Source organism: Bacteroides sp. AF29-11 (assembly GCF_003602895.1).
GTDB classification, from domain to species: Bacteria; Bacteroidota; Bacteroidia; order Bacteroidales; family Bacteroidaceae; genus Bacteroides; species Bacteroides uniformis.
In genome coordinates, this window is sequence record NZ_QTLY01000003.1 from 373216 (window position 1) to 393909 (window position 20694).

The 20694-nt window shown below is 49.8% G+C and carries 13 protein-coding genes; 5 read left to right on the forward strand and 8 right to left on the reverse strand.

What is annotated here, in order from left to right:
• Positions 1-7 precede the first annotated feature (7 nt).
• Together DWZ03_RS07005 and DWZ03_RS07010 are read right to left on the reverse strand one after the other, a co-directional pair.
• Positions 8-949 (reverse strand): ROK family protein, encoded by a 942-nt coding sequence (locus DWZ03_RS07005; protein ID WP_016272972.1) that lies wholly within the window; start codon positions 947-949, stop codon positions 8-10.
• Between the two features lie 129 nt (positions 950-1078).
• On the reverse strand, positions 1079-5011 hold the full coding sequence (locus DWZ03_RS07010; protein WP_120129368.1) for a two-component regulator propeller domain-containing protein: 3933 nt from the start codon (positions 5009-5011) through the stop codon (positions 1079-1081).
• A gap of 125 nt (positions 5012-5136) precedes the next feature.
• On the opposite strand from DWZ03_RS07010, the gene DWZ03_RS07015 reads away from it, so the two are divergent.
• Complete coding sequence (locus tag DWZ03_RS07015) at positions 5137-8106, forward strand: PEP/pyruvate-binding domain-containing protein (protein ID WP_120129371.1); 2970 nt, start codon at positions 5137-5139, stop codon at positions 8104-8106.
• A gap of 1 nt (position 8107) precedes the next feature.
• Here the strand turns inward: DWZ03_RS07015 and DWZ03_RS07020 are convergent, their stop codons facing one another.
• On the reverse strand, positions 8108-9175 hold the full coding sequence (locus tag DWZ03_RS07020; protein WP_034523237.1) for a metallophosphoesterase: 1068 nt from the start codon (positions 9173-9175) through the stop codon (positions 8108-8110).
• 70 nt (positions 9176-9245) lie between these two features.
• Here DWZ03_RS07020 and menA point away from each other — a divergent pair, with 70 nt between their 5' ends.
• Positions 9246-10157 (forward strand): 1,4-dihydroxy-2-naphthoate octaprenyltransferase, encoded by a 912-nt coding sequence (gene menA / locus DWZ03_RS07025; protein ID WP_119957928.1) that lies wholly within the window; start codon positions 9246-9248, stop codon positions 10155-10157.
• Positions 10158-10203: 46 nt separating this feature from the next.
• Here the strand turns inward: menA and rfbB are convergent, their stop codons facing one another.
• The 3 genes from rfbB to DWZ03_RS07040 form a co-directional block, all read right to left on the reverse strand.
• On the reverse strand, positions 10204-11346 hold the full coding sequence (rfbB, locus tag DWZ03_RS07030) for a dTDP-glucose 4,6-dehydratase (RefSeq protein WP_005827045.1): 1143 nt from the start codon (positions 11344-11346) through the stop codon (positions 10204-10206).
• An 87-nt stretch (positions 11347-11433) separates the two neighbouring features.
• The gene (rfbA, locus tag DWZ03_RS07035) at positions 11434-12306 is read right to left on the reverse strand and encodes a glucose-1-phosphate thymidylyltransferase RfbA (protein WP_005827046.1); all 873 of its coding nucleotides are present in this window, start codon (positions 12304-12306) and stop codon (positions 11434-11436) included.
• Between the two features lie 364 nt (positions 12307-12670).
• Positions 12671-13165 (reverse strand): metallophosphoesterase family protein, encoded by a 495-nt coding sequence (locus DWZ03_RS07040; RefSeq protein WP_005827049.1) that lies wholly within the window; start codon positions 13163-13165, stop codon positions 12671-12673.
• A gap of 91 nt (positions 13166-13256) precedes the next feature.
• Here DWZ03_RS07040 and DWZ03_RS07045 point away from each other — a divergent pair, with 91 nt between their 5' ends.
• Both DWZ03_RS07045 and DWZ03_RS07050 read left to right on the forward strand, forming a co-directional pair.
• Positions 13257-15323, forward strand: a complete 2067-nt coding sequence (locus DWZ03_RS07045; protein WP_120129374.1) for an RNA degradosome polyphosphate kinase — start codon at positions 13257-13259, stop codon at positions 15321-15323.
• 121 nt (positions 15324-15444) lie between these two features.
• Complete coding sequence (locus DWZ03_RS07050) at positions 15445-17697, forward strand: inorganic phosphate transporter (RefSeq protein WP_034522753.1); 2253 nt, start codon at positions 15445-15447, stop codon at positions 17695-17697.
• A gap of 50 nt (positions 17698-17747) precedes the next feature.
• On the opposite strand, the gene DWZ03_RS07055 is transcribed toward DWZ03_RS07050, so the two are convergent.
• Positions 17748-19178: a CCA tRNA nucleotidyltransferase gene (locus DWZ03_RS07055; RefSeq protein WP_008664002.1), complete on the reverse strand. Its 1431-nt coding sequence runs from the start codon at positions 19176-19178 to the stop codon at positions 17748-17750.
• A 129-nt stretch (positions 19179-19307) separates the two neighbouring features.
• Between DWZ03_RS07055 and DWZ03_RS07060 the strand changes: the two genes are divergently transcribed.
• The gene (locus DWZ03_RS07060) at positions 19308-20132 is read left to right on the forward strand and encodes a hypothetical protein (protein ID WP_057087224.1); all 825 of its coding nucleotides are present in this window, start codon (positions 19308-19310) and stop codon (positions 20130-20132) included.
• Between the two features lie 74 nt (positions 20133-20206).
• Here DWZ03_RS07060 and DWZ03_RS07065 read toward each other — a convergent pair whose 3' ends face one another.
• Positions 20207-20608 (reverse strand): response regulator, encoded by a 402-nt coding sequence (locus tag DWZ03_RS07065; RefSeq protein WP_005827060.1) that lies wholly within the window; start codon positions 20606-20608, stop codon positions 20207-20209.
• Between the last annotated feature and the right edge of the window lie 86 nt (positions 20609-20694).

Consider the following 20694-nt stretch of genomic DNA (forward strand, 5'->3'; position numbering starts at 1 on the left):
TTCCTAATCACATATTCATCGCCACCGCACCGGCCCCCAGAAGCCCGATAAATCCGGGATTCAGTTTCGTAATGACAACCCCGTTGCTGACAAAACGCATGGTCGTAGGATGAAGTTTCTCCAGAATCTTCTCGTGCATATATCCGTCGGCTACAATACCACCACCCAACACCACCGTGTCCGGGTCAATCACACGTACCAGATTCATGATAAGATTGGCAAGCGCCTCAGCTGCATTCTCCACCAGTACCGTACAAAGAGGGTCACCTTTCTGACTGAGTGCAAACACCTCACTCACAATCACCCGTTCTCCTTTTTCTGCCGGAATATGCAGGCTGGTTTCATACTGATTGCGGAGCAGACGGGCACAATTGTCAAAGCCTATGCCGGCAGCAATCGCCTCCACACAGTCCATTCGTCCGCAACCGCATTTGATGCCTATGTTCACGCCTACACGTAAGTGTCCCACCTCACCGGCATTAAAATGACTGCCACGGATTTGTCTGCCATTTATCACCGTACCTACGGCAATGCCTGTGCCTACATTTACGTAAATAAAGTTTTTGGAAATTTGTCCGAATCCCCAGACGCGTTCGGCTCTTGTAGCGCTCTTCACATCATTATCTATATGGCAAGGCATACCATATATATCCGACAGTTCCTTTGCCAACTCAATCCGCTGTGTCCTGCTCGGGTCAATCTGCAACCAAACACCTTCGTTGGGGTCTACACGCCCTATCAGGCCAACGCCCATCGCTACCGGCTTCTGGTCATACCAGCCCACAGTGCGGATATAATCATCAAGCGAAGACTTGATGATTTCCAGCGCAGCCTGCTGATTGAAGTAACCGGAGTCATATTTCTTATACCTCAAAATGTTGCCACGGCTGTCCATTTCGCCAATCAGCAACTTTGTCCCCCCTAAATCAAGACCCAAATATGTTTCCATTTTTATATATGTTTTTTTATATTGTTTACTGTCCACAATATTACGCACTATCAGGGAGACAAGGGTTTATTCTCTGACAAAAAAGGTTTAATACTTGTCAGCGGTGGTTCAAAAGCAGTCTTCATGGCTCTAAATTTTGCTGGGACTGGTGCCAAACTGCTTTTTGAAGCATGTACTAAAATATTTCGGGTCAGAAAATCCGACCATATTCGCCACTTCCCCTATCGAATATTTCCGGGAAACCAGCAGCTCTTTTGCCTTGTTCAAACGGACAATGCGGATGAAGTCATTCGGTCCCTGCCCGGTCAGCGTCTTTATTTTATTGTAGACAGAAGTGCGGCTCATGCCCAGCATCCGGCAGAAGTCATTGATGGAGAATTCCGAATCGGACAACTCCTCCTCAATCACTTTCATAACCTTGTCCAGGAACTCCTTGTCCAACTGGCTGGTATAGTCTGTCTCTTCGGGCTGCGCATCCATCGCCAACACGGTTTCGCGCAAATGCTGCCTATTCTGAAGAATATTCCTGATACGCACTTTCAGCACAGACAAGTCGAAAGGCTTGATGATGTAGTCATTGGCACCGGCCTCCAGTCCGAAGATGATATTTTCCCTCTCACTCAGTGCGGTCAGTAATATAATAGGTATATGGCTTGTATCTACCGATGACTTCAGAATCCGGCACAATTCATCACCTTCCAGTACCGGCATCACAATGTCCGAGACAATGATATCAGGATTGATTTCCCTTGCCGTCTCCAATGCCTTTCCGCCGTCGGGCACGGCAACTACCTTATATTCGGAAGACAAGCTGTCCACCAGATACTCCCTCATATCCGCATCGTCCTCCGCCAGAAGAAGGACATTCTTCCCGGCACGTTCCGTTTCTTCATGCACAGCCCCGGTAGCGGCCTGAGCTTCTTCCCGGCCGTCAGCCTTCGCTTCCACCGCCACGCTCGCCTTTATCCTCTGCGGGAAAGTTACCGTAAACGTAGTTCCCTGTCCTTCCACGCTACTGAAAGAGATGGTGCCGTGATGCTGTTTCACAATGCGGCGCGTAATCATCAGACCGATGCCCGAACCGGTTTCCTCAAAGTTCATGGCATTCTGGGCTCTATAATATTCGTGGAAGATATTGCCCTGCTCCTCTTTCGGAATGCCGATGCCCGTATCCTTCACTTCAATAGTCCATTTCTTTCTTGCAGTCTTCACCAGTATATGGATGACTCCCTTCTCTGTATACTTCAAGGCATTGGAGAGCAGATTGTCTATGATATGATCCATCTTCTCCCGGTCAATCCAAACCTTGGGCATATCCGGCTCCACCTCCAACTCTATCCCGACGCTCTTCTGCATGGCAGCTAAATGAAACTCCGCCATCTTTTCCTCCAGATAAGCCTTAATGTTGTATGGAGAAACCTTCAGACACTCCTCGGCATGCAGTTCCGTTTTCTGCAACTCAAGCAGTTGAGTAATCATTCCCATCAGTTTTTCCACATTCTTCATTGCCACCGCAACGGTTTTCTTACCCTGCTCCGGAAGTCCCTCCTGCGCTTCGAGCTCGCTCAGCGGAGCCTTTATTAAAGTAACCGGTGTACGGATATCATGGGCTATACTGATAAAGGAACGTATCTTGTCCCTTATACGCCCTTCGTTCACCTTATGCCTCCTATACTGCACAAACATGCAGACAAAGACAGACAACAAGATGAAATAGAGGAGCAGCGCCCACCACGAAACCCAGTAAGGGTTATGAATGACAATGTCCAGACTTCTTTCTCCCACCTGCTGCCCGGTGTACTTATCAAATGCCCGCAAGCGGAATACATACTTACCGGACGAGAGATTCATATAGCTCACGTTCCGCACTGAATTGGAGTGTTCCCACTCTTCATTGTGATTTTCGAGCCTATACTCATACCTGATACGATGCGGGACTGCAAAGTTGATGGCAGAGAAGGAAATAGAGAAGGAGTTTTGATTATACTTCAAATCTATTTTCCGGGTATCATTGATATTCGTTTGCAAAAGAGAGCCTTTCATTCCCGCTTTGACCGATTCATAAAGCAGTTTAAAGTCTGTCAGAATCAGCTCAACGGGTGCATGAGTCCCCAAGTCCAAAGACGGGAGAAAGGAAAGAACCCCTTCTGCGGTGCCGAAAGCAAGACATCCATTCTTCAACTTAAGGGCAGCATTCGGATTGTAATATCCCCAGCTGACATCCAAAAAATCATTGGCACTGATGATAATATCCCGGGAACAATCCAAGCAATACAATTCCTTCTCCGTACTGAACCAGATACGCCCTTCGTTATCCTCCAGCAGACTATTGATGGAATTGGAAACCAGATTGTCATCTACGGTATATGCATGCACCTCTTTCCCATCCGGACCAACACGTATAAGGCCTTCCCCGTCTGTCGCCAGCCAAATATCACCGGATGAGGACTGCATCAGGCAACGGATAGGATAATGCAGAGAGATGTCTCCAAACGTCTGATGCCACTGCGTGTCTCCCGACTTCTTATCAAAGACGGCCAACCCGCTGCAACCGGCAATCAGTAATGAGCCCCCCTTACCCGGCTTTATGTCACCTATGCAATCAATCGGGTAATATGTATAAGTATCCGTCCGTATATCGTAACGGGTAAACTCTCCTTCAATACCACCGAACCAGACATAATCCCCTTCCGCATAAATGGCATAAACATAGTCGGTGGCCATTCCCTTCTCCGGATGTGCATTTCTTTTCTCTTTCTTCTGTACCCGTCCGGTCTGTTTATGAATACAATAGACACCGATACCATAGCCACCTACCCAGATGTTTCCCCCGGAGTCTTCGGCAAGCGCCAATACCACTTTGCCACTATATTCCGTACCGTCCAGATAGTGGGTCCATTTGCGTGACCGAGGTTGATAGAGGCTGACGCCGTTGTTTGTACCATACCAATAATCTCCCTCCGAGTCCTGAAACATCACATTTACATGGTCCGACTTCAGGGAATTATCATTATTGCGTTCGTGCCTGATTCTATAGACATCCGGCATCTCCGGATCCAGATAGCTGATGCCATTCGTAGAAGTGCCAATCCATACAACTCCGGATTCATCCACACAAATATCGGATACCGTATTACCACTCAAGCTTTTGTCATCATCCCCGTTATTCATATAATGGTTCAAAAGTTCTCCGGTAGCGACATCCATGCAAAAAACACCTGCACCGTCGGCTCCCACCAGCAGCAAATTATCCTTTGTCCTTGCAAACGAACGGATAGGCACATGAGGAATCCGGTCATTCAAGGAATGTATTTGCCCTTCGGGACCGTCAAGCACAAATACGCCGTTTGAAAAGGTACCGATGAACAGCTTCGCTCCGAAGACATAGAGCGATTCCACATGCATCTCTGTATGCAGGTCAACCGGCCTCGTCTCAAAAGACGAAGAACCTGCCGCTCCTGCCTTCTTCAGCCGGAAGACACCCTTGTCGGTGCCTGCAAAAAACACTTCATCTTCCATTTGGACCATGCAACGGACAGATTGCCCCTTCAATCCGGCAAAAGACAGTCCTGCACTTTCTTCCCAAGAATAAAGCCCCTTCGACATACACAACCACAAACGGTTTTCGTCATCAAACAGCATATTATACAATACCGGAGAAGGCAGGTAATCGGCCAAGTCCACACGCAATTGGAAAGAGTCCGTCAGTTTGTTGTATGCATAGATTTTTCCATTCTTCAATGCAACCCAGACAATACCCTCCTTATCACACATCATGGTAGTGGAAGACTGGATATTGTCCCTGGAATCAACCATTCCGTCCAGCTTGTAATGCTTGATTTCATTCCCGTCATAACGATCTATCCCGACATGAGTATACACCCAGACAAATCCGGCTGAATCCTTGTTTATCTGGAATACTTGCCGACTGCCCAATCCCTCCTTGATACCCAAGGTGCGGAATGAACCGGCAAACAAGTCAGCGGACAAAAAAACGAACACCCATAACAGCAGAAATGTACATGCAACGGATTTATATGGAAACGGATATGGAGCAGACATAGGTCATATATTGTTTTTCGGATGCAATATTACGCATAAATATAAAAAAAACGGTCGAAAAACTATCCGAATAGGTTCGATTTCTATTACTTTTGCCTTCCGAAACCAACAAATCATGAGAAGCCATGCTCAGTAAGTTCAAATTAAACCAGCTCTATTTCAAGGACACACAGTTTGCCAACCTCATGACACGGCGCATTTTCAACGTCCTTCTGATAGCCAATCCTTACGATGCTTTCATGCTGGAAGATGACGGCCGCATCGACGAAAAGATATTCAATGAATACACTTCGCTCTCCTTGCGCTACCCTCCCCGTTTCACGCAGGTTTCCACTTGCGAGGAGGCGCTGACACAGCTGTCCTCCATCTCTTTCGACCTCATCATCTGCATGCCGGGCACGGGAGACAACGACAGCTTCGACGTGGCACGATACATCAAAAACCTGTATGAACAGATTCCGATGGTGATACTTACCCCTTTCAGCCACGGCATCACCAAGCGTATTGCCAATGAAGACCTCAGTCCCTTTGAGTATGTGTTCTGCTGGCTGGGAAACACCGACTTGCTGGTTTCCATCATCAAGCTGATAGAGGACAAGATGAACCTGGAGCACGACGTCAACGAAGTGGGTGTGCAGCTCATCCTGCTGGTGGAAGACGGCATCCGCTTTTACTCCTCCATCCTGCCCAATCTGTATAAATTCGTATTGAAGCAGAGCCAGGAATTCTCTACTGAAGCACTGAATGCCCACCAGCGCACACTGCGCATGAGGGGACGTCCCAAAATTGTACTGGCACGTACCTATGAAGAAGCCTTTGGCATCTACCAAAAATATAAGAATAATATATTAGGTGTCATCACCGACGTACGCTTCCCCCGCGTAGAACGGGGCGAGAAGGACGGACTGGCCGGTATCAAGCTCTGTGCCGCCATCCGCAAGGAAGACCCGTTTGTACCCCTTATCATACAGTCCAGCGAATCGGACAACGTAGCGTATGCAGCCAAATACGATGCCGCCTTCATCGACAAGAATTCCAAAAAGATGGATGTGGACCTGCGCCGTATTGTATCAGACAATTTCGGCTTCGGCGACTTTATCTTCCGCAACCCGGACACGCTGGAAGAGATTGCCCGCGTAAAGAATCTCAAAGAGCTGCAGAACATTCTTTTTGCTGTTCCGGCAGAATCATTCCTTTACCACATCAGCCGCAACCACGTCAGCCGCTGGCTCTACTCACGTGCCATGTTTCCCGTGGCAGAGTTCCTGCGGCCCATCACCTGGAATAGCTTGCAAGACGTGGATGCCCACCGTAAAATTATCTTCGAGGCTATCGTGAAATACCGCAAGATGAAAAACCAGGGAGTAGTGGCAGTCTTCAGGCGCGACCGCTTTGACCGATACTCCAACTTTGCCCGTATTGGCGACGGTTCGCTGGGAGGCAAGGGGCGCGGACTGGCTTTCATCGACAACCTGGTGAAGCATCACCCCGAGTTCGAAGAGTTTGAGAATGCCCGTGTCGCCATCCCCAAGACCATCGTGCTCTGTACCGATGTGTTCGACGAGTTTATGGATACCAACAATCTGTATCAGATAGCCTTGTCCGATGCCGACGATGACGTCATCCTGCGCTACTTCCTCAAAGCAAAGCTGCCCGACCGCCTGGTGGAGGACTTCTTCACCTTCTTCGACGTGGTGAAGTCGCCGCTTGCCATCCGTTCGTCCTCGTTGTTGGAAGACTCGCACTACCAACCCTTCGCCGGCATCTACAACACCTACATGATTCCCTATCTGGACGACAAGTACGAGATGCTGCGCATGCTGAGCGATGCCATCAAGGGAGTATATGCTTCGGTCTACTTCCGCGACTCGAAGGCATACATGCAGGCAACGAGCAACGTTATCGACCAGGAAAAGATGGCTGTCATCCTGCAAGAGGTAGTGGGCAACCAGTATGGTGACCGCTACTACCCCAGCATGTCCGGCGTGGCACGTTCGCTCAACTACTACCCCATCGGCGACGAGAAGGCAGAAGAAGGTATCGTCAATCTGGCGCTCGGTTTAGGTAAATACATCGTGGACGGTGGCATGACGCTCCGCTTCTCGCCCTATCACCCCAACCAGGTGCTGCAAACCAGCGAAATGGAGATTGCCCTCAAAGAGACTCAGACCCGCTTCTATGCCCTCGACCTGCGCAATGCCGGTCACGACTTCTCCATCGACGACGGCTTCAACCTGCTGAAACTGCACGTCAAAGAAGCGGAAAAGGACGGAGCACTGAACTACATAGCCTCCACCTACGACCCTTACGACCAGATTATCCGCGACGGGCTTTATCCCGGCGGACGCAAAGTCATCACCTTTGCCAACATCCTGCAACACGACGTATTCCCCCTGCCACGCATCCTGCAACTGGCTTTGAAATACGGAGAGCAGGAGATGCGCCGTCCCGTAGAGATAGAGTTTGCCGCCACCATGAGCCGCGAGAAGGACAAAACCGGCACCTTCTACCTGCTGCAAATCCGCCCGATAGTCGACACCAAGGAGATGCTGGATGAAGACCTTACCGCCATTCCGGACGACCAGGTACTGCTCCGTTCCAACAACTCATTGGGACATGGCATCATGAACGAGATACATGACATTATCTATGTGAAGACAGACGACTATAGTGCCTCCCACAACCAGGAGATTGCCTGGGAGATAGAGAAGCTGAACCAGCAGTTCCTGGACGAAGGCCGCAACTATGTCCTTGTAGGTCCCGGACGCTGGGGTAGCAGTGACACCTGGCTCGGCATCCCCGTGAAGTGGCCGCACATCAGCGCTGCCCGCGTGATAGTGGAAGCCGGACTGACCAACTACCGGGTAGACCCCAGCCAGGGAACCCACTTCTTCCAGAACCTGACCTCCTTTGGAGTGGGATACTTTACCATCAACGCCTTTATGAATGACGGCGTATACAACCAGGAATTCCTGAATGCACAGCCTGCCATACACGAGACGAAGTACCTGCGGCATGTACATTTCCGCCAGCCGATGGTGGTAAAGATGGATGGCAAGAAGAAACTGGGAGTGGTGCTGATGCCCGAAGAATAAATCAGTCCGTCAGCCGGTGCAGCACAATCATCACCACCTCTGCGGGGGCAAACATGCGGATGGCCTTCTGCGAAGTGCCGATGCCGTTGGTGACAATCATCGGGATGTTCTTTGAGTTGTACTTCAGCCCGGAGAGGAACCGCTGCCCGTAGTGCGAGGGGACTATCGGTGCATAAAGCCCGAACAGCGTCACCTGCCCGCCATGCGTGTGTCCGGCCAGGATGAGATCGGAGTTTGTCACCGGGACGTCCTCGGCATAGTCTGGCGTATGCGTCAGCAGGATTACGAAATCGTCGGGCGAAAGGCCGAGTGTGGGCGATGTGCCGTTCTTGCCCAAGTCGAAAGGATTGCGCACGCCCGCCACAAGAATCCGCTCACCGCCACGCCGCAGGGTGTCCACCTTATGCTCCAGCAGATGCATGCCATAATGCCTCATTTCGCGCACGATGTCGTCATAGCAAGCCTCGTAGTCATTGTTGCCAAGCACGGCATAGGTGCCCAACGGCGTCTTCACTTGCGCCAGGGCAGCCATGACGGGCGGCACGTACTGGCAGCCTTCGTGAAAGTCACCGCCAATCAGCAGCACGTCGGCCTTCTGGTCTATGAGCAGGCGGACCAGGTCCTTCAATCCCTCCTCCTTCAGCAGGCTTTTGTAGTGCAGGTCGGAGACAAAGGCGATGCGGAAGCCCTCGAAGGCGGCAGGCACGTCGCGATGCGTGAAGTCGTACGTCTTAATGCGGCTGACGCCCTTATAGGCCGAGCCTACGTGGGTGGTTTTCGATGTGATTCTTGTACCTCGCTGCACAATTACCTTTTGTACCGGTGCCGTTTTCTTTATCTGCTGTTTCTTTACCTCGCCCTTCGCCGGCTGGCGGCGGACATTACGCAAATCAGACTGGTCAAAGGTGAACATCGGCGAAAGGCGGGCAGGCAACCCGATAGTATCGCCAAGCTGCGTGCTGTCTGCCTGCATGACTGGCTGCGGCAACGACACGGTAATCATCCGCTTGGAACGGCAGGAAGACAAGAGCAGCAGAGAAAGAATGGATATGTAGACTAACTTCTTCATCATAAGTGGGTACAAATATAGGGATTTTCAGTATTTTTGCTGGCAGATGCCGAACTAAATTGGAACTACGATGAACGAGATTAAACAGAATTCACCCTACGCATGGTTTCTCGCCGCCCGCCCCAAGACGTTGACGGGAGCCATCATCCCGGTATTGCTGGGCAGTGCCCTTGCCTTCAGCGACGGACAGTTCAAGACCGCACCCGCCCTGCTGTGCGCCCTCTTTGCCTGCGGCATGCAGATTGCCGCCAACTTTATCAACGACCTCTTCGACTTCCAGAAAGGGACCGACCGTCGGGAAGACCGGCTGGGGCCGCAGCGCGCCTGCGCCGAAGGTTGGATTACGCCGGCAGCCATGAAAACCGGCATCGGCATCGCACTGACACTGTCGTGCCTGGCAGGGCTGGCAGTGCTGTTCACCGTCTGGGGGCAGCTGCCCCACGGAGGCTGGGAACTGGTGGTGCTGGGCGTGGTGTGCATACTGTTTGCTTTCCTCTATACCACGCTGCTCTCCTATCGGGGCTGGGGCGACGTACTGGTGCTGGTGTTCTTCGGCTTCGTGCCCGTATGCGGCACCTACTACGTGCAGGCCTATACGCTGAATATGGATGTGGTGGTGCTGTCGCTCGTCAGTGGCCTCGCCATAGACACCTTGCTGATGGTGAACAACTATCGCGACCGCGAGCAGGATGCCGTGAGCGGCAAGTGTACGCTGGTGGTACGCTACGGCAAGAAGTTCGGTGAGAATATGTATCTGGCACTGGGCACCGCCGCCGTGCTGCTCTGCTTCTGGTTTGTCTACACGGGCAAGCTGACTCCACTGGAATTTATCTGGGCTCCCTGCGTCTATCTCTATATGCACGCACTGACGTGGCGCAAAATGATACAGATAGGTAGCGGTAAAAAGCTGAACAGCATACTGGGCGAGACGTCGCGCAATATGCTGTTCTTAGGATTACTGTTAGCGGTGGCGCTGAATTGAGAGGTTAGAGGTTAAGGATTAGCGGTTAGACCCTAATCCCTAAACCTTAACCTCTACCTCCATACATCTGTTCGTAATACTTCTGATAATCACCGCTGGTCACTTCTTCCACCCACGGCTGGTTGTTCAGGTACCATTCAATGGTCTTGACGATGCCGACCTCGAACTTCGTCTCCGGATACCAGCCCAGGGCATTGGTAATCTTTGTGGGGTCGATGGCATAACGCTGGTCGTGACCTAGGCGGTCTTTGACGAAGGTGATAAGGTCTTCGTTTATCCAGCTGATGTCAATCGTGCCGTCGGCGGCTTTTACTTGTTTCTTCAGCACTGCACGGTAACGGGGTTCTTCCTCCATCAAGCGGCGGACGGTGGCAATAGTCAGCTTCACGATTTCAAGATTGGTCTTTTCGTTGTGACCGCCTACGTTGTAGACTTCGCCTTCCACACCCTCGCGGACAACCAGGTCGATAGCTTTGCAGTGGTCTTCCACGTAGAGCCAGTCACGCACGTTACTGCCGTCGCCATAGACGGGGAGGTTCTTGCCTTCGAGAATATTCTTGATGATAAGCGGAATCAGCTTTTCGGGGAAATGATAAGGACCGTAGTTGTTGGAACAGCGGGTGATAGTGACGGGCATCTTATAGGTATCGTGATAGGCCATCACTACCATATCGGCACTCGTCTTGCTGGCGCTGTAAGGGCTGTGCGGGCAGAGCGGGGTTTGCTCTGTGAAGTAGCCTTCGGCACCAAGTGAGCCGTAAACTTCGTCGGTAGACACTTGATGGTAACGAACGCCTTTGCGCCAAGTGGGATAACCGGACTCGTCCTTACCCGTGACCCAGGCACGGCGGGCGGCATCGAGCAAGTTTTGTGTACCCAGGATGTTGGTCATCAGGAAAAGCTGGGGATTCTCTATGCTACGGTCTACGTGGCTCTCGGCAGCAAAATTCACTACGTAATCGAATTTATACTTGGCAAACAGTTCGTCGGCAAGCACGCGGTCGCAGATGTCACCTTTTACAAAAAAGCAACGTTCATCGTCAATGTCATTGGCAATGGTGCCCAGATTGCCTGCGTAGGTCAAGGCATCCAGTATCACCACTTTAATATCATTATGTTTTGCCAGGATATATTTAATATAGTTGGCGCCGATAAAACCGGCGGCACCGGTTACGAGATAAGTCTTCATGAGAATTAAAAATTATAAATTAAAAATTAAAGTCAGCGGGCCTTTATAGGAGAACTATTCTCCTTCTCTTTTTGGGGAACAAAGAGTTCATCGCTTCGATTCAGCCAGTTCCATCAGGTATTTGCCATATTCGGTCTTGCCAAGCTGTTCACCCAAGCGATACAGCTGGTCTACATCTATCCAGCCCTTGCGCCAGGCAATCTCTTCGATACAGCTCACGCGGAAGCCTTGACGGTTCTGGATGGTGGCGACAAAATTGCTGGCTTCCAGCAGGCTGTCGCAATTGCCGGTGTCGAGCCAGGCAAAGCCACGGCCGAAGAGCTCCACTTTCAGCGTGCCCTCGTCCAGATAGAGACGGTTGAGGTCGGTAATTTCGTATTCGCCGCGAGCAGAGGGCTTCAAGGAGGCGGCTTTCTCTGTCACGGTGGAGTCGTAGAAGTACAGTCCGGGGACGGCATAGTTGCTTTTAGGATTGGCAGGCTTTTCTTCCAGCGAGACGGCTTTGCCGTTGGCATCAAACTCCACTACACCGTAGGCACGGGGGTCCTTGACGTAATAACCAAAGATGCAGGCACCCTTGTCTATGGAAGCGGCACGCTTCAGCATGGCGGAGAAGCCTTGACCGTAGAACATGTTGTCGCCCAGAATAAGGCAGCCCGGTCCGCCGTCCAAGAACTCTGCACCCAGCACAAAGGCTTGTGCCAGTCCGTTGGGATTCTCTTGTATCTTATAGGAAAAGGACATACCGAGTTCTTCGCCGGTTCCCAGCAGCTCGCGGAACATGGGTAAGTCACGTGGAGTAGAGATAATAAGCACTTCGCGAATTCCCGCCAACATCAGTGTAGAGAGCGGGTAGTATATCATCGGCTTGTCGTAGACGGGCATTATCTGCTTGGAGATAGCCTTGGACAACGGATAGAGACGAGTGGCACTGCCACCTGCAAGAATAATTCCTTTCATATTTCAGTTCTTTTTCGGTGATACTTCAAAATGGAGAATAAAATAAGAAGGAGGACGATGCCCCACGGCTCTACTTGCTATTCGGGTACAAAGATAATGGAAAAATTCGATTAAGTGAAGGCTTGGTTTCATCTTTTTACTTCATTGCTTTGCTTACTCCGGTACATTGTTTTGCTTACTTCAGTGCGTAACGGCCGTCACCCCTTGATGAAACGGTCTTCACCTCAGCGTGTAACGACCTTTACCAAATAGTGTAACGGCCTTTACCCAATAGCGTAACGACCTTTACATTAGCATGTAACGGCTTTTACACTACAGCGTAAACAATCGGTAAATACAATCCATTGAAAATAAACAAACTACATCATCGGTCAGCAAGTTCTATCACCTCCAAATCTTTAAACGTTCCCCCATCAACCGCAAAGCGTACCATCGTACGCACCTTATGGAAACCTTGAATGCCCGCAGCGCCCGGATTGATGTGGAGTACATCCAACGTCTTGTCATACTTCACCTTCAGTATATGCGAGTGCCCGCTGATGAACAGCTTTGGGGGACGCACCAGAATGCTGCCCTTGATGGAAGGGTCGTAGTTGCCGGGATAACCGCCGATATGCTTCATCAGCACCTCCGCCCCATCCACCGTGAAACGGAGAATCTGCGGATAGAGCTGCCGTATCTCCTGCCCGTCAATATTGCCATACACGGCACGGAAGGGACGGAAAGCCGCCAGCTTCTGTGCCACTTCCAGCGAACCGATGTCACCGGCATGCCATATTTCGTCACAGCCCTCAAAATATTGCAGGTACTTTTCATCCCAGTAGCCATGCGTATCCGATAATAAACCAACTTTTGTCATCTTTCCTTTGTTTATTAAGACAAAGGTAATTATATTTGGGAAGAATACAATGTGGTAATGTGCTAATATGCCACATTAACACCTTAACACCATGGACAACAGATATTTCAAACGTGACATCAGCTGGCTTTCCTTCAACTACCGCGTACTGCTGGAAGCGGAAGACGAGACATTGCCGCTATACGAACGCATCAACTTTATTTCTATATACTCTTCCAATCTGGAAGAATTCTACAAGATACGCGTAGCCGACCATAAGGCCATAGCCACCGGAGCCTCGCAAAGCGATGAAGAGACTATGCAGTCTGCCGCCGAACTGGTAGATGAAATCAACCAAGAAGTCAATCGCCAACTGGAGGAACGTATCCGCATCTACGAACAGAAGATACTGCCCGCCCTGCGGAAACATCACATCATATTCTATCAAAGCCGCAACGTAGAACCGTTTCACCGCGACTTTGTGCGCAGCTTCTTCCGCGAAGAGATATTCCCCTATCTGGCCCCGGTGCCCGTAAGCAAGGACAAGGTGATTTCATTCCTGCGCGACAACCGTCTCTATCTAGCCGTACGGCTTCATCTGAAAGGAGCTCCCGCCAGTTCTCCAAACCGCATCCAGTATTTCGTGATGAAACTGCCGTACAGCAAAGTGCCGCGCTTCATCCAGCTGCCCAAGGTGGGGAAAGACTATTATCTGATGTTCATTGAAGACATCATCAAGGCCAATCTGGATACCATCTTCCCCGGTTATGAAGTGGACAGCAGTTATTGCATCAAGATTTCACGCGATGCGGATATTCTGATAGACGATGCCGCCAATACCTCCGAAATCATCGAGCAGGTGAAGAAGAAGGTAAAGAAACGCAAGATAGGCGCCGTGTGCCGTTTTGTATACGACCGCGCCATGCCCCAGGACTTCCTCGACTTTCTGGTAGATGCCTACCGCATAGACCGCCGGGAGCTGGTGCCGGGAGACAAGCACCTCAACATGGAGGATTTGCGGCATCTGCCCAATCCCAACCAAAGCGTACGTCCCATCAAGAAACCCCAGCCCATGAAGCTGACCTGCCTGGACGAACGCGAATCCGTCTTCCGCTATGTGGAGAAGAAGGACCTGCTGCTGCATTATCCCTACCACTCCTTCGACCACTTCATCCATTTTCTATATGAAGCCGTCCACGAACCCACCGTGCGTGAAATCATGGTGACCCAGTATCGCGTGGCAGAGAACTCCACCGTCATCAACACCCTGATAGCCGCCGCACAGAACGGAAAGAAAGTCACCGTCTTTGTGGAACTGAAAGCCCGCTTCGACGAAGAAAACAACCTCGCCACCGCCGAGATGATGAAAGCCGCCGGCATCAACATCATTTTCAGCATACCAGGACTAAAGGTACATGCCAAAGTAGCCCTCGTGCTACGCCGCGATAAGGAAGGGCGCAAACTGACAAGCTACGCCTACATCAGCACCGGCAACTTCAACGAAAAGACCGCCACCCTCTATGCGGACAGCGGACTATTCACCTGCAACCCGGTGATTGTAAACGACCTGCACAACTTGTTCCGTACTCTGCAGGGAAAGGAAAATCCAGTGTTCCACCGCCTGCTTGTGGCCCGCTTCAACCTGATTCCTGAACTGAACCGCCTCATCAATCACGAAATAGAACTGACCCGGCAAGGCAAGCAAGGACGGATTATCCTAAAAATGAATGCCCTGCAAGACCCCGCCATGATAGACCGCCTCTACGAAGCCTCGCAAGCCGGTGTAGAGATAGACCTCATTGTCCGCGGCATCTGCTGCCTCATCCCCGGGCAGGAGTACAGCCACAACATCCGCGTGACACGCATCGTGGATACCTTTCTGGAACATGCCCGTGTGTGGTACTTCGGCAACGGCGGCGCACCCAAGCTCTTCCTCGGCTCGCCGGACTGGATGCGGCGTAACTTGTACCGCCGTATCGAAGCCGTCACCCCCATTCTGGACCCGGACTTGAAGCAAGAGCTCATCGATATGCTATCCATACAACTGTCGGACAAACGGAAAGCCTGCTTTGTGGACGACCGGTTGCGAAACCGCTGGAAGTCGTCGCGACCGCAAAAGGAGAAGGTACGGTCGCAATATAGCTTTTACGAATACTTGAAACAAGGGATTAAGGATTAACGATAATTATCAATCGTCAATTATCAATCGTCAATCGCTTTGTAACATTTCTGTAACATGTATGACATTTCCCTGCAACACCAAACTCTTTCCTTTGCAGCCGGAAATAAAATACATGTCTATGGAAACAATTTATCTGGGTATCGTCATCTTTCTGTTCGTACTCGCGATTTTCGACCTCGTGGTAGGTGTCAGTAATGATGCGGTCAATTTTCTTCAGTCGGCTGTCGGAGCAAAGGCAGCATCTTTCAAAACCATACTGTTCATTGCAGGCATTGGCGTCTTCATCGGTGCGGCACTCAGCAATGGCATGATGGACATTGCACGACACGGCATCTATCAACCGGAGCACTTCTACTTTGCCGAAATCATGTGCATTCTGCTTGCCGTCATGTTGACGGACGTCGTGCTATTAGATGTCTTCAACACTATGGGAATGCCTACCTCCACCACTGTATCCATGGTGTTCGAACTGTTGGGAGGTACGTTCGCACTGGCGCTCATCAAGGTCTATAACAGCGATACATTGGGACTGGGCGACCTCATCAATACAGACAAGGCACTGTCTGTCATCATGGCCATTTTTGTATCCGTAGCCATTGCCTTCTTCTTCGGTATGCTGGTACAGTGGCTGGCACGTATCGTGTTCACCTTCAACTACAAGAAGAACATGAAATACAGCATCGCGCTGTTCGGTGGTATAGCTGCCACCAGCATCATCTACTTCATGCTGATAAAGGGGCTGAAAGACAGCTCATTCATGACCCCTGAAAACAAGCAATGGATACACGACAATACCGCATTGCTGATAACCGGTTTCTTTGTATTCTTCACCATACTGATGCAGATACTGCATTGGTGCAAGATAAATGTCTTCAAAGTAGTGGTTCTGATGGGTACTTTCGCCCTCGCTCTTGCCTTTGCCGGCAATGACTTGGTGAACTTTATCGGTGTCCCCCTCGCAGGATATTCCTCATTTATTGACTATACAGCCAATGGTACGGCCGCCGGCCCCGACGGATTCCTGATGTCCTCACTCCTCGGTGCAGCCAAAACCCCGTGGTATTTCCTTATCGGTGCAGGCGCCATTATGGTTTATGCACTCTGCACATCCAAGAAAGCCCACAACGTTATCAAGACTTCCGTGGACCTTGCCCGCCAGGATGACGGTGAAGAGAACTTCGGAAGTACCCCGATAGCCCGTACGCTGGTACGCTTCAGCATGACTCTGGCTAACGGAATATCCAAAACGATGCCCGAAAGCAGCAAGCGGTGGATGAACACACGCTTCCAGAAGGATGAAGCCATCATAGCCGACGGCGCCGCTTTTGACTTGGTTCGCGCCTCCGTCAATCTCGTATTGGCTGGTCTGCTCATCGCCTTGGGAACTTCCTTGAAACTTCCCCTTTCCACCACTTACGTCACCTTTATGGTAGCCATGGGTACATCGCTTGCCGACCGTGCCTGGGGACGTGATTCGGCGGTATTCCGCATTACGGGTGTGCTCAGCGTTATCGGCGGTTGGTTCATCACTGCCGGAGCAGCGTTCACCATCTGTTTCTTCGTAGCACTGATTATCCATTTCGGCGGTACGGTTGCCATCCTGGCACTGATTGGTCTGGCAGTCTTCATGCTGATTCGTAGCCAAGTGATGTACAAAAAGCGCAAGGAGAAAGAAAAAGGCAACGAGACCCTGAAACAGTTGATGAAGAGTACGGACAACAATGAAGTCATCGAATTGCTCCGCAAGCATACCCGTGAAGAACTGGTGAAGATTATGGAATTCACAGAAGAGAATTTTGAACGTACCGTCACTTCCTTCCTACACGAGAATCTACGCGGACTGCGTCGTGCCATGGGCTCAGTAAAATTCGAAAAACAACTCATCAAGCAGATGAAGCGTACCGGAACACTTGCCATGTGCCGTCTCGACAACAATACCGTACTGGAAAAAGGACTCTATTACTATCAAGGCAACGACTTTGCCAGCGAACTGGTGTACAGCGTAGGCCGTCTTTGCGAACCTTGCTTAGAGCACATAGACAATAACTTCAATCCGCTGGATGCCATTCAGAAAGGAGAATTTACAGACGTAGCCGAAGACATCTGCTATCTGTTACAAGTATGCCGCCACAAGCTGGAAACGAACAATTATGATGAACTGGAAACAGAGATTCGCAAAGCCAACGACCTCAACGGACAGTTGTCTCACCTGAAACGCGAAGAGCTGCAACGCATCCAAAGCCAGAGCGGCAGCATCAAAGTCAGCATGGTATACCTGACTATGATACAGGAAGCCCAGAACGTAGTGACCTACACCATCAACCTGATGAAAGTAAGCCGCAAGTTCCAAGTAGAAAAAGAAGAGTTATAAGTTATAAGTTATGAGTTATAACGCATGGTACATAACATGCAACTTATAACTCATAACTCCTTAAGCCCCATCTTCTCCGCCCGTTGCAACATAAATGCACGGGCGGCTTCGTATTCATTGGGAATGATGCCGTCCAAAATGGCATCCTTAATGGCACTCTTCAAGGCACCTACCTGCTGGCAAGGAGAAAGGCCGAAAGTCTTCATGATTTCTTCACCACTGACCGGAGGCTGGAAATTACGGATACGGTCGCGTTCCTCCAAATCCTTCAGCTTCTGGCGTACCAACTGAAAATTATTAAGGAAGCGTTTCTTACGCTCCATATTCTTGGAAGTAATGTCGGCTTCGCACAGTGTCATCAGGTCGTCTATATCATCACCTGCCTCAAACAAGAGACGACGCACTGCCGAGTCGGTCACTACATCATCCGCTATCACAATGGGACGCATGTGCAGGCTCACCATTTTCTGCACATATTTCATCTTCTCATTCATAGGGAGCTTCATCTTGCGGAAAATATCGGGTATCATCTTCTCGCCAATGAAATTATGGTTATGGAACGTCCAGCCCGCACGGGGTTCCCAACGCTTGGTGGCAGGCTTGGCTATATCATGCAGAAGAGCTGCCCAGCGTAGCCAAAGGTTGTCGGTCTTCTTGCTGATGTTGTCGAGTACTTCGAGCGTATGGTAGAAATTGTCCTTATGGGCGCGTCCATTGCGCGTCTCCACGCCTTGCAGCCTGACAAGTTCCGGGAATATCAGTTCCAGCAGACCACAGCGGTCCAGCTCAATGAATCCCTTAGACGGAATAGGTGACAAGATGATTTTGTTCAGTTCGTCTGCAATGCGTTCTTTGGAGATGATGGAGATGCGTTCGCGATTACGCTCCAGAGAATCGAATGTCTCATCGTCAATATAGAATCCCAGCTGGGTGGCAAAACGGACACAGCGCATCATGCGCAAAGGGTCATCACTGAAAGTTATATCAGGGTCGAGGGGAGTCCGGATGGTCTTTTCCTTCAAGTCTCCAATACCGCCAAAGGGGTCGACCAACTCGCCATAACGCACCCGGTTCAGGCAAACAGCCAGTGCATTGATGGTAAAATCACGGCGGTTCTGGTCATCCTCCAATGTACCGTCCTCTACAATAGGCTTGCGGGAATCGTGTGTATACGATTCTTTTCTTGCACCCACAAACTCAACTTCCGTACCATAGTACTTCAATTGTGCCGTACCGAAATTCTTGAAGACGGAAACATGCGCCCCACGCCCCAGACGCTTACCCAGCGCCTCGGCCATGGCAATGCCACTGCCTACCACCACCACATCAATATCCTTGGAAGGACGTTGCAGGAAAATATCACGTACATATCCACCGACTACGTAACATTCCAATCCCAATTCATCAGCCGTTTCGGATATCCGCTTGAATATATCATCACTAAAATATTGCTTCAGTTCTTCTGCCGTCAAATCTATCATAAATAATGCGCTAATGTAATGAATACGCAAATGTGTTAATGGTCTATTAGCACATTTGCACATTAAAATGCTGCAAAGATAAAGATATTATTTCTATTTTTGTGGACTCTAACTCCAAGAACAACAAATATGAAAAAAGTAATACTCCTTGCATGCCTATGCTGTACACTCTTCTCTTGCGAAGATGTGGAGAAGAAGGCCGGTGAAAAACTACAAGCTGCCCGCGAAGCGTTTGAACTCGGCAACTACAATGAAGCGAAGATTCTGATTGACAGCATCAAGATGCTCTATCCCAAAGCGTTTGAAACTCGCCGTGCAGGCATCGGCCTGATGCAGGAAGTGGAACTGAAAGAGCAGGAAAAGAGCCTGGTCTATCTGGACAGTATGCTTCAAGCCAAGCAAAAGGATTTCGATGCAATCAAAGGGAAATACACTTTTGAAAAAGATGCCGAATACCAGAATATCGGCAATTACCTTCATCCTTCCCAAGTGATAGAAAAAAATCTGCATCGCTCTTTCCTTCGCTTCCAGGTAGACGAAAACGGAGTCATGAGCATGACTTCCATTTATTGCGGAGCCCATAATATCCACCATGTGGCCGTCAAAGTCACTGCTCCCGATGGTAGCTTTGCCGAAACACCCGCCGCCAAAGACAGCTACGAAACCACTGACCTCGGTGAAAAGATTGAAAAGGCAGACTTCAAACTGGGAGAAGACGGAAACGTCATGGGGTTCCTTTATCTGAACAAGGACAAGAATATCAAAGTCAACTATCAAGGGGAACGTCCCTATTCCATCACCATGACTGCCGCCGACCGCCAGGCCCTTGCCAGCGTCTACGAACTGGCACAACTGCTGTCATCCATGACGGAAATAAAGAAGAATATGGAAGAAGCCAATCTCAAAATCGAATTTGTAAAAAAGAAGATGGAAGAGAGAAAAGACAATGCATAAGAATAAAAAGAAGGAAACCGGATGATATATTCATTACTTAGTCATCCGGTTCCCTTTTTATTATCAGTAAAGCCTTACCAAACTAATTTAGGTAAATAACGGCTCAGACATGTACGCAAAGCAGACAGAGTGATGGGTTTTACCAACACTTCCGAGGCTCCGCACTCCAAGGCTTTTTCGCGGTCGGCAGTAAAGGCGTAAGCGGTCTGCATGATGATGGGAAGTTCCTTATCCTTCTTGCGAATAATCACCGTAGCATCCAGCCCGTTCATAATAGGCATTTTTATATCCATCAGAATAGCTTCCGCCTTGTCGCGATTCTCTTCGAACAAATTTACAATATCCTCACCATTCTTTGCCCATAGTATCTCGCATTTCTTGCCGATAATAGCCTTTATCAGTTTAAAGTTACTATCATCATCTTCCGCAACCAGAATAAGCGGACGGTAATCTCCTGACACTTTTTCTATTTCCATGACCTATGCGTTTTGTTTATATAGGGGCAAAGATATAAAAAATAATAGATTTGCACTATCTTTGCAGCTCATTAAAAAAATATATA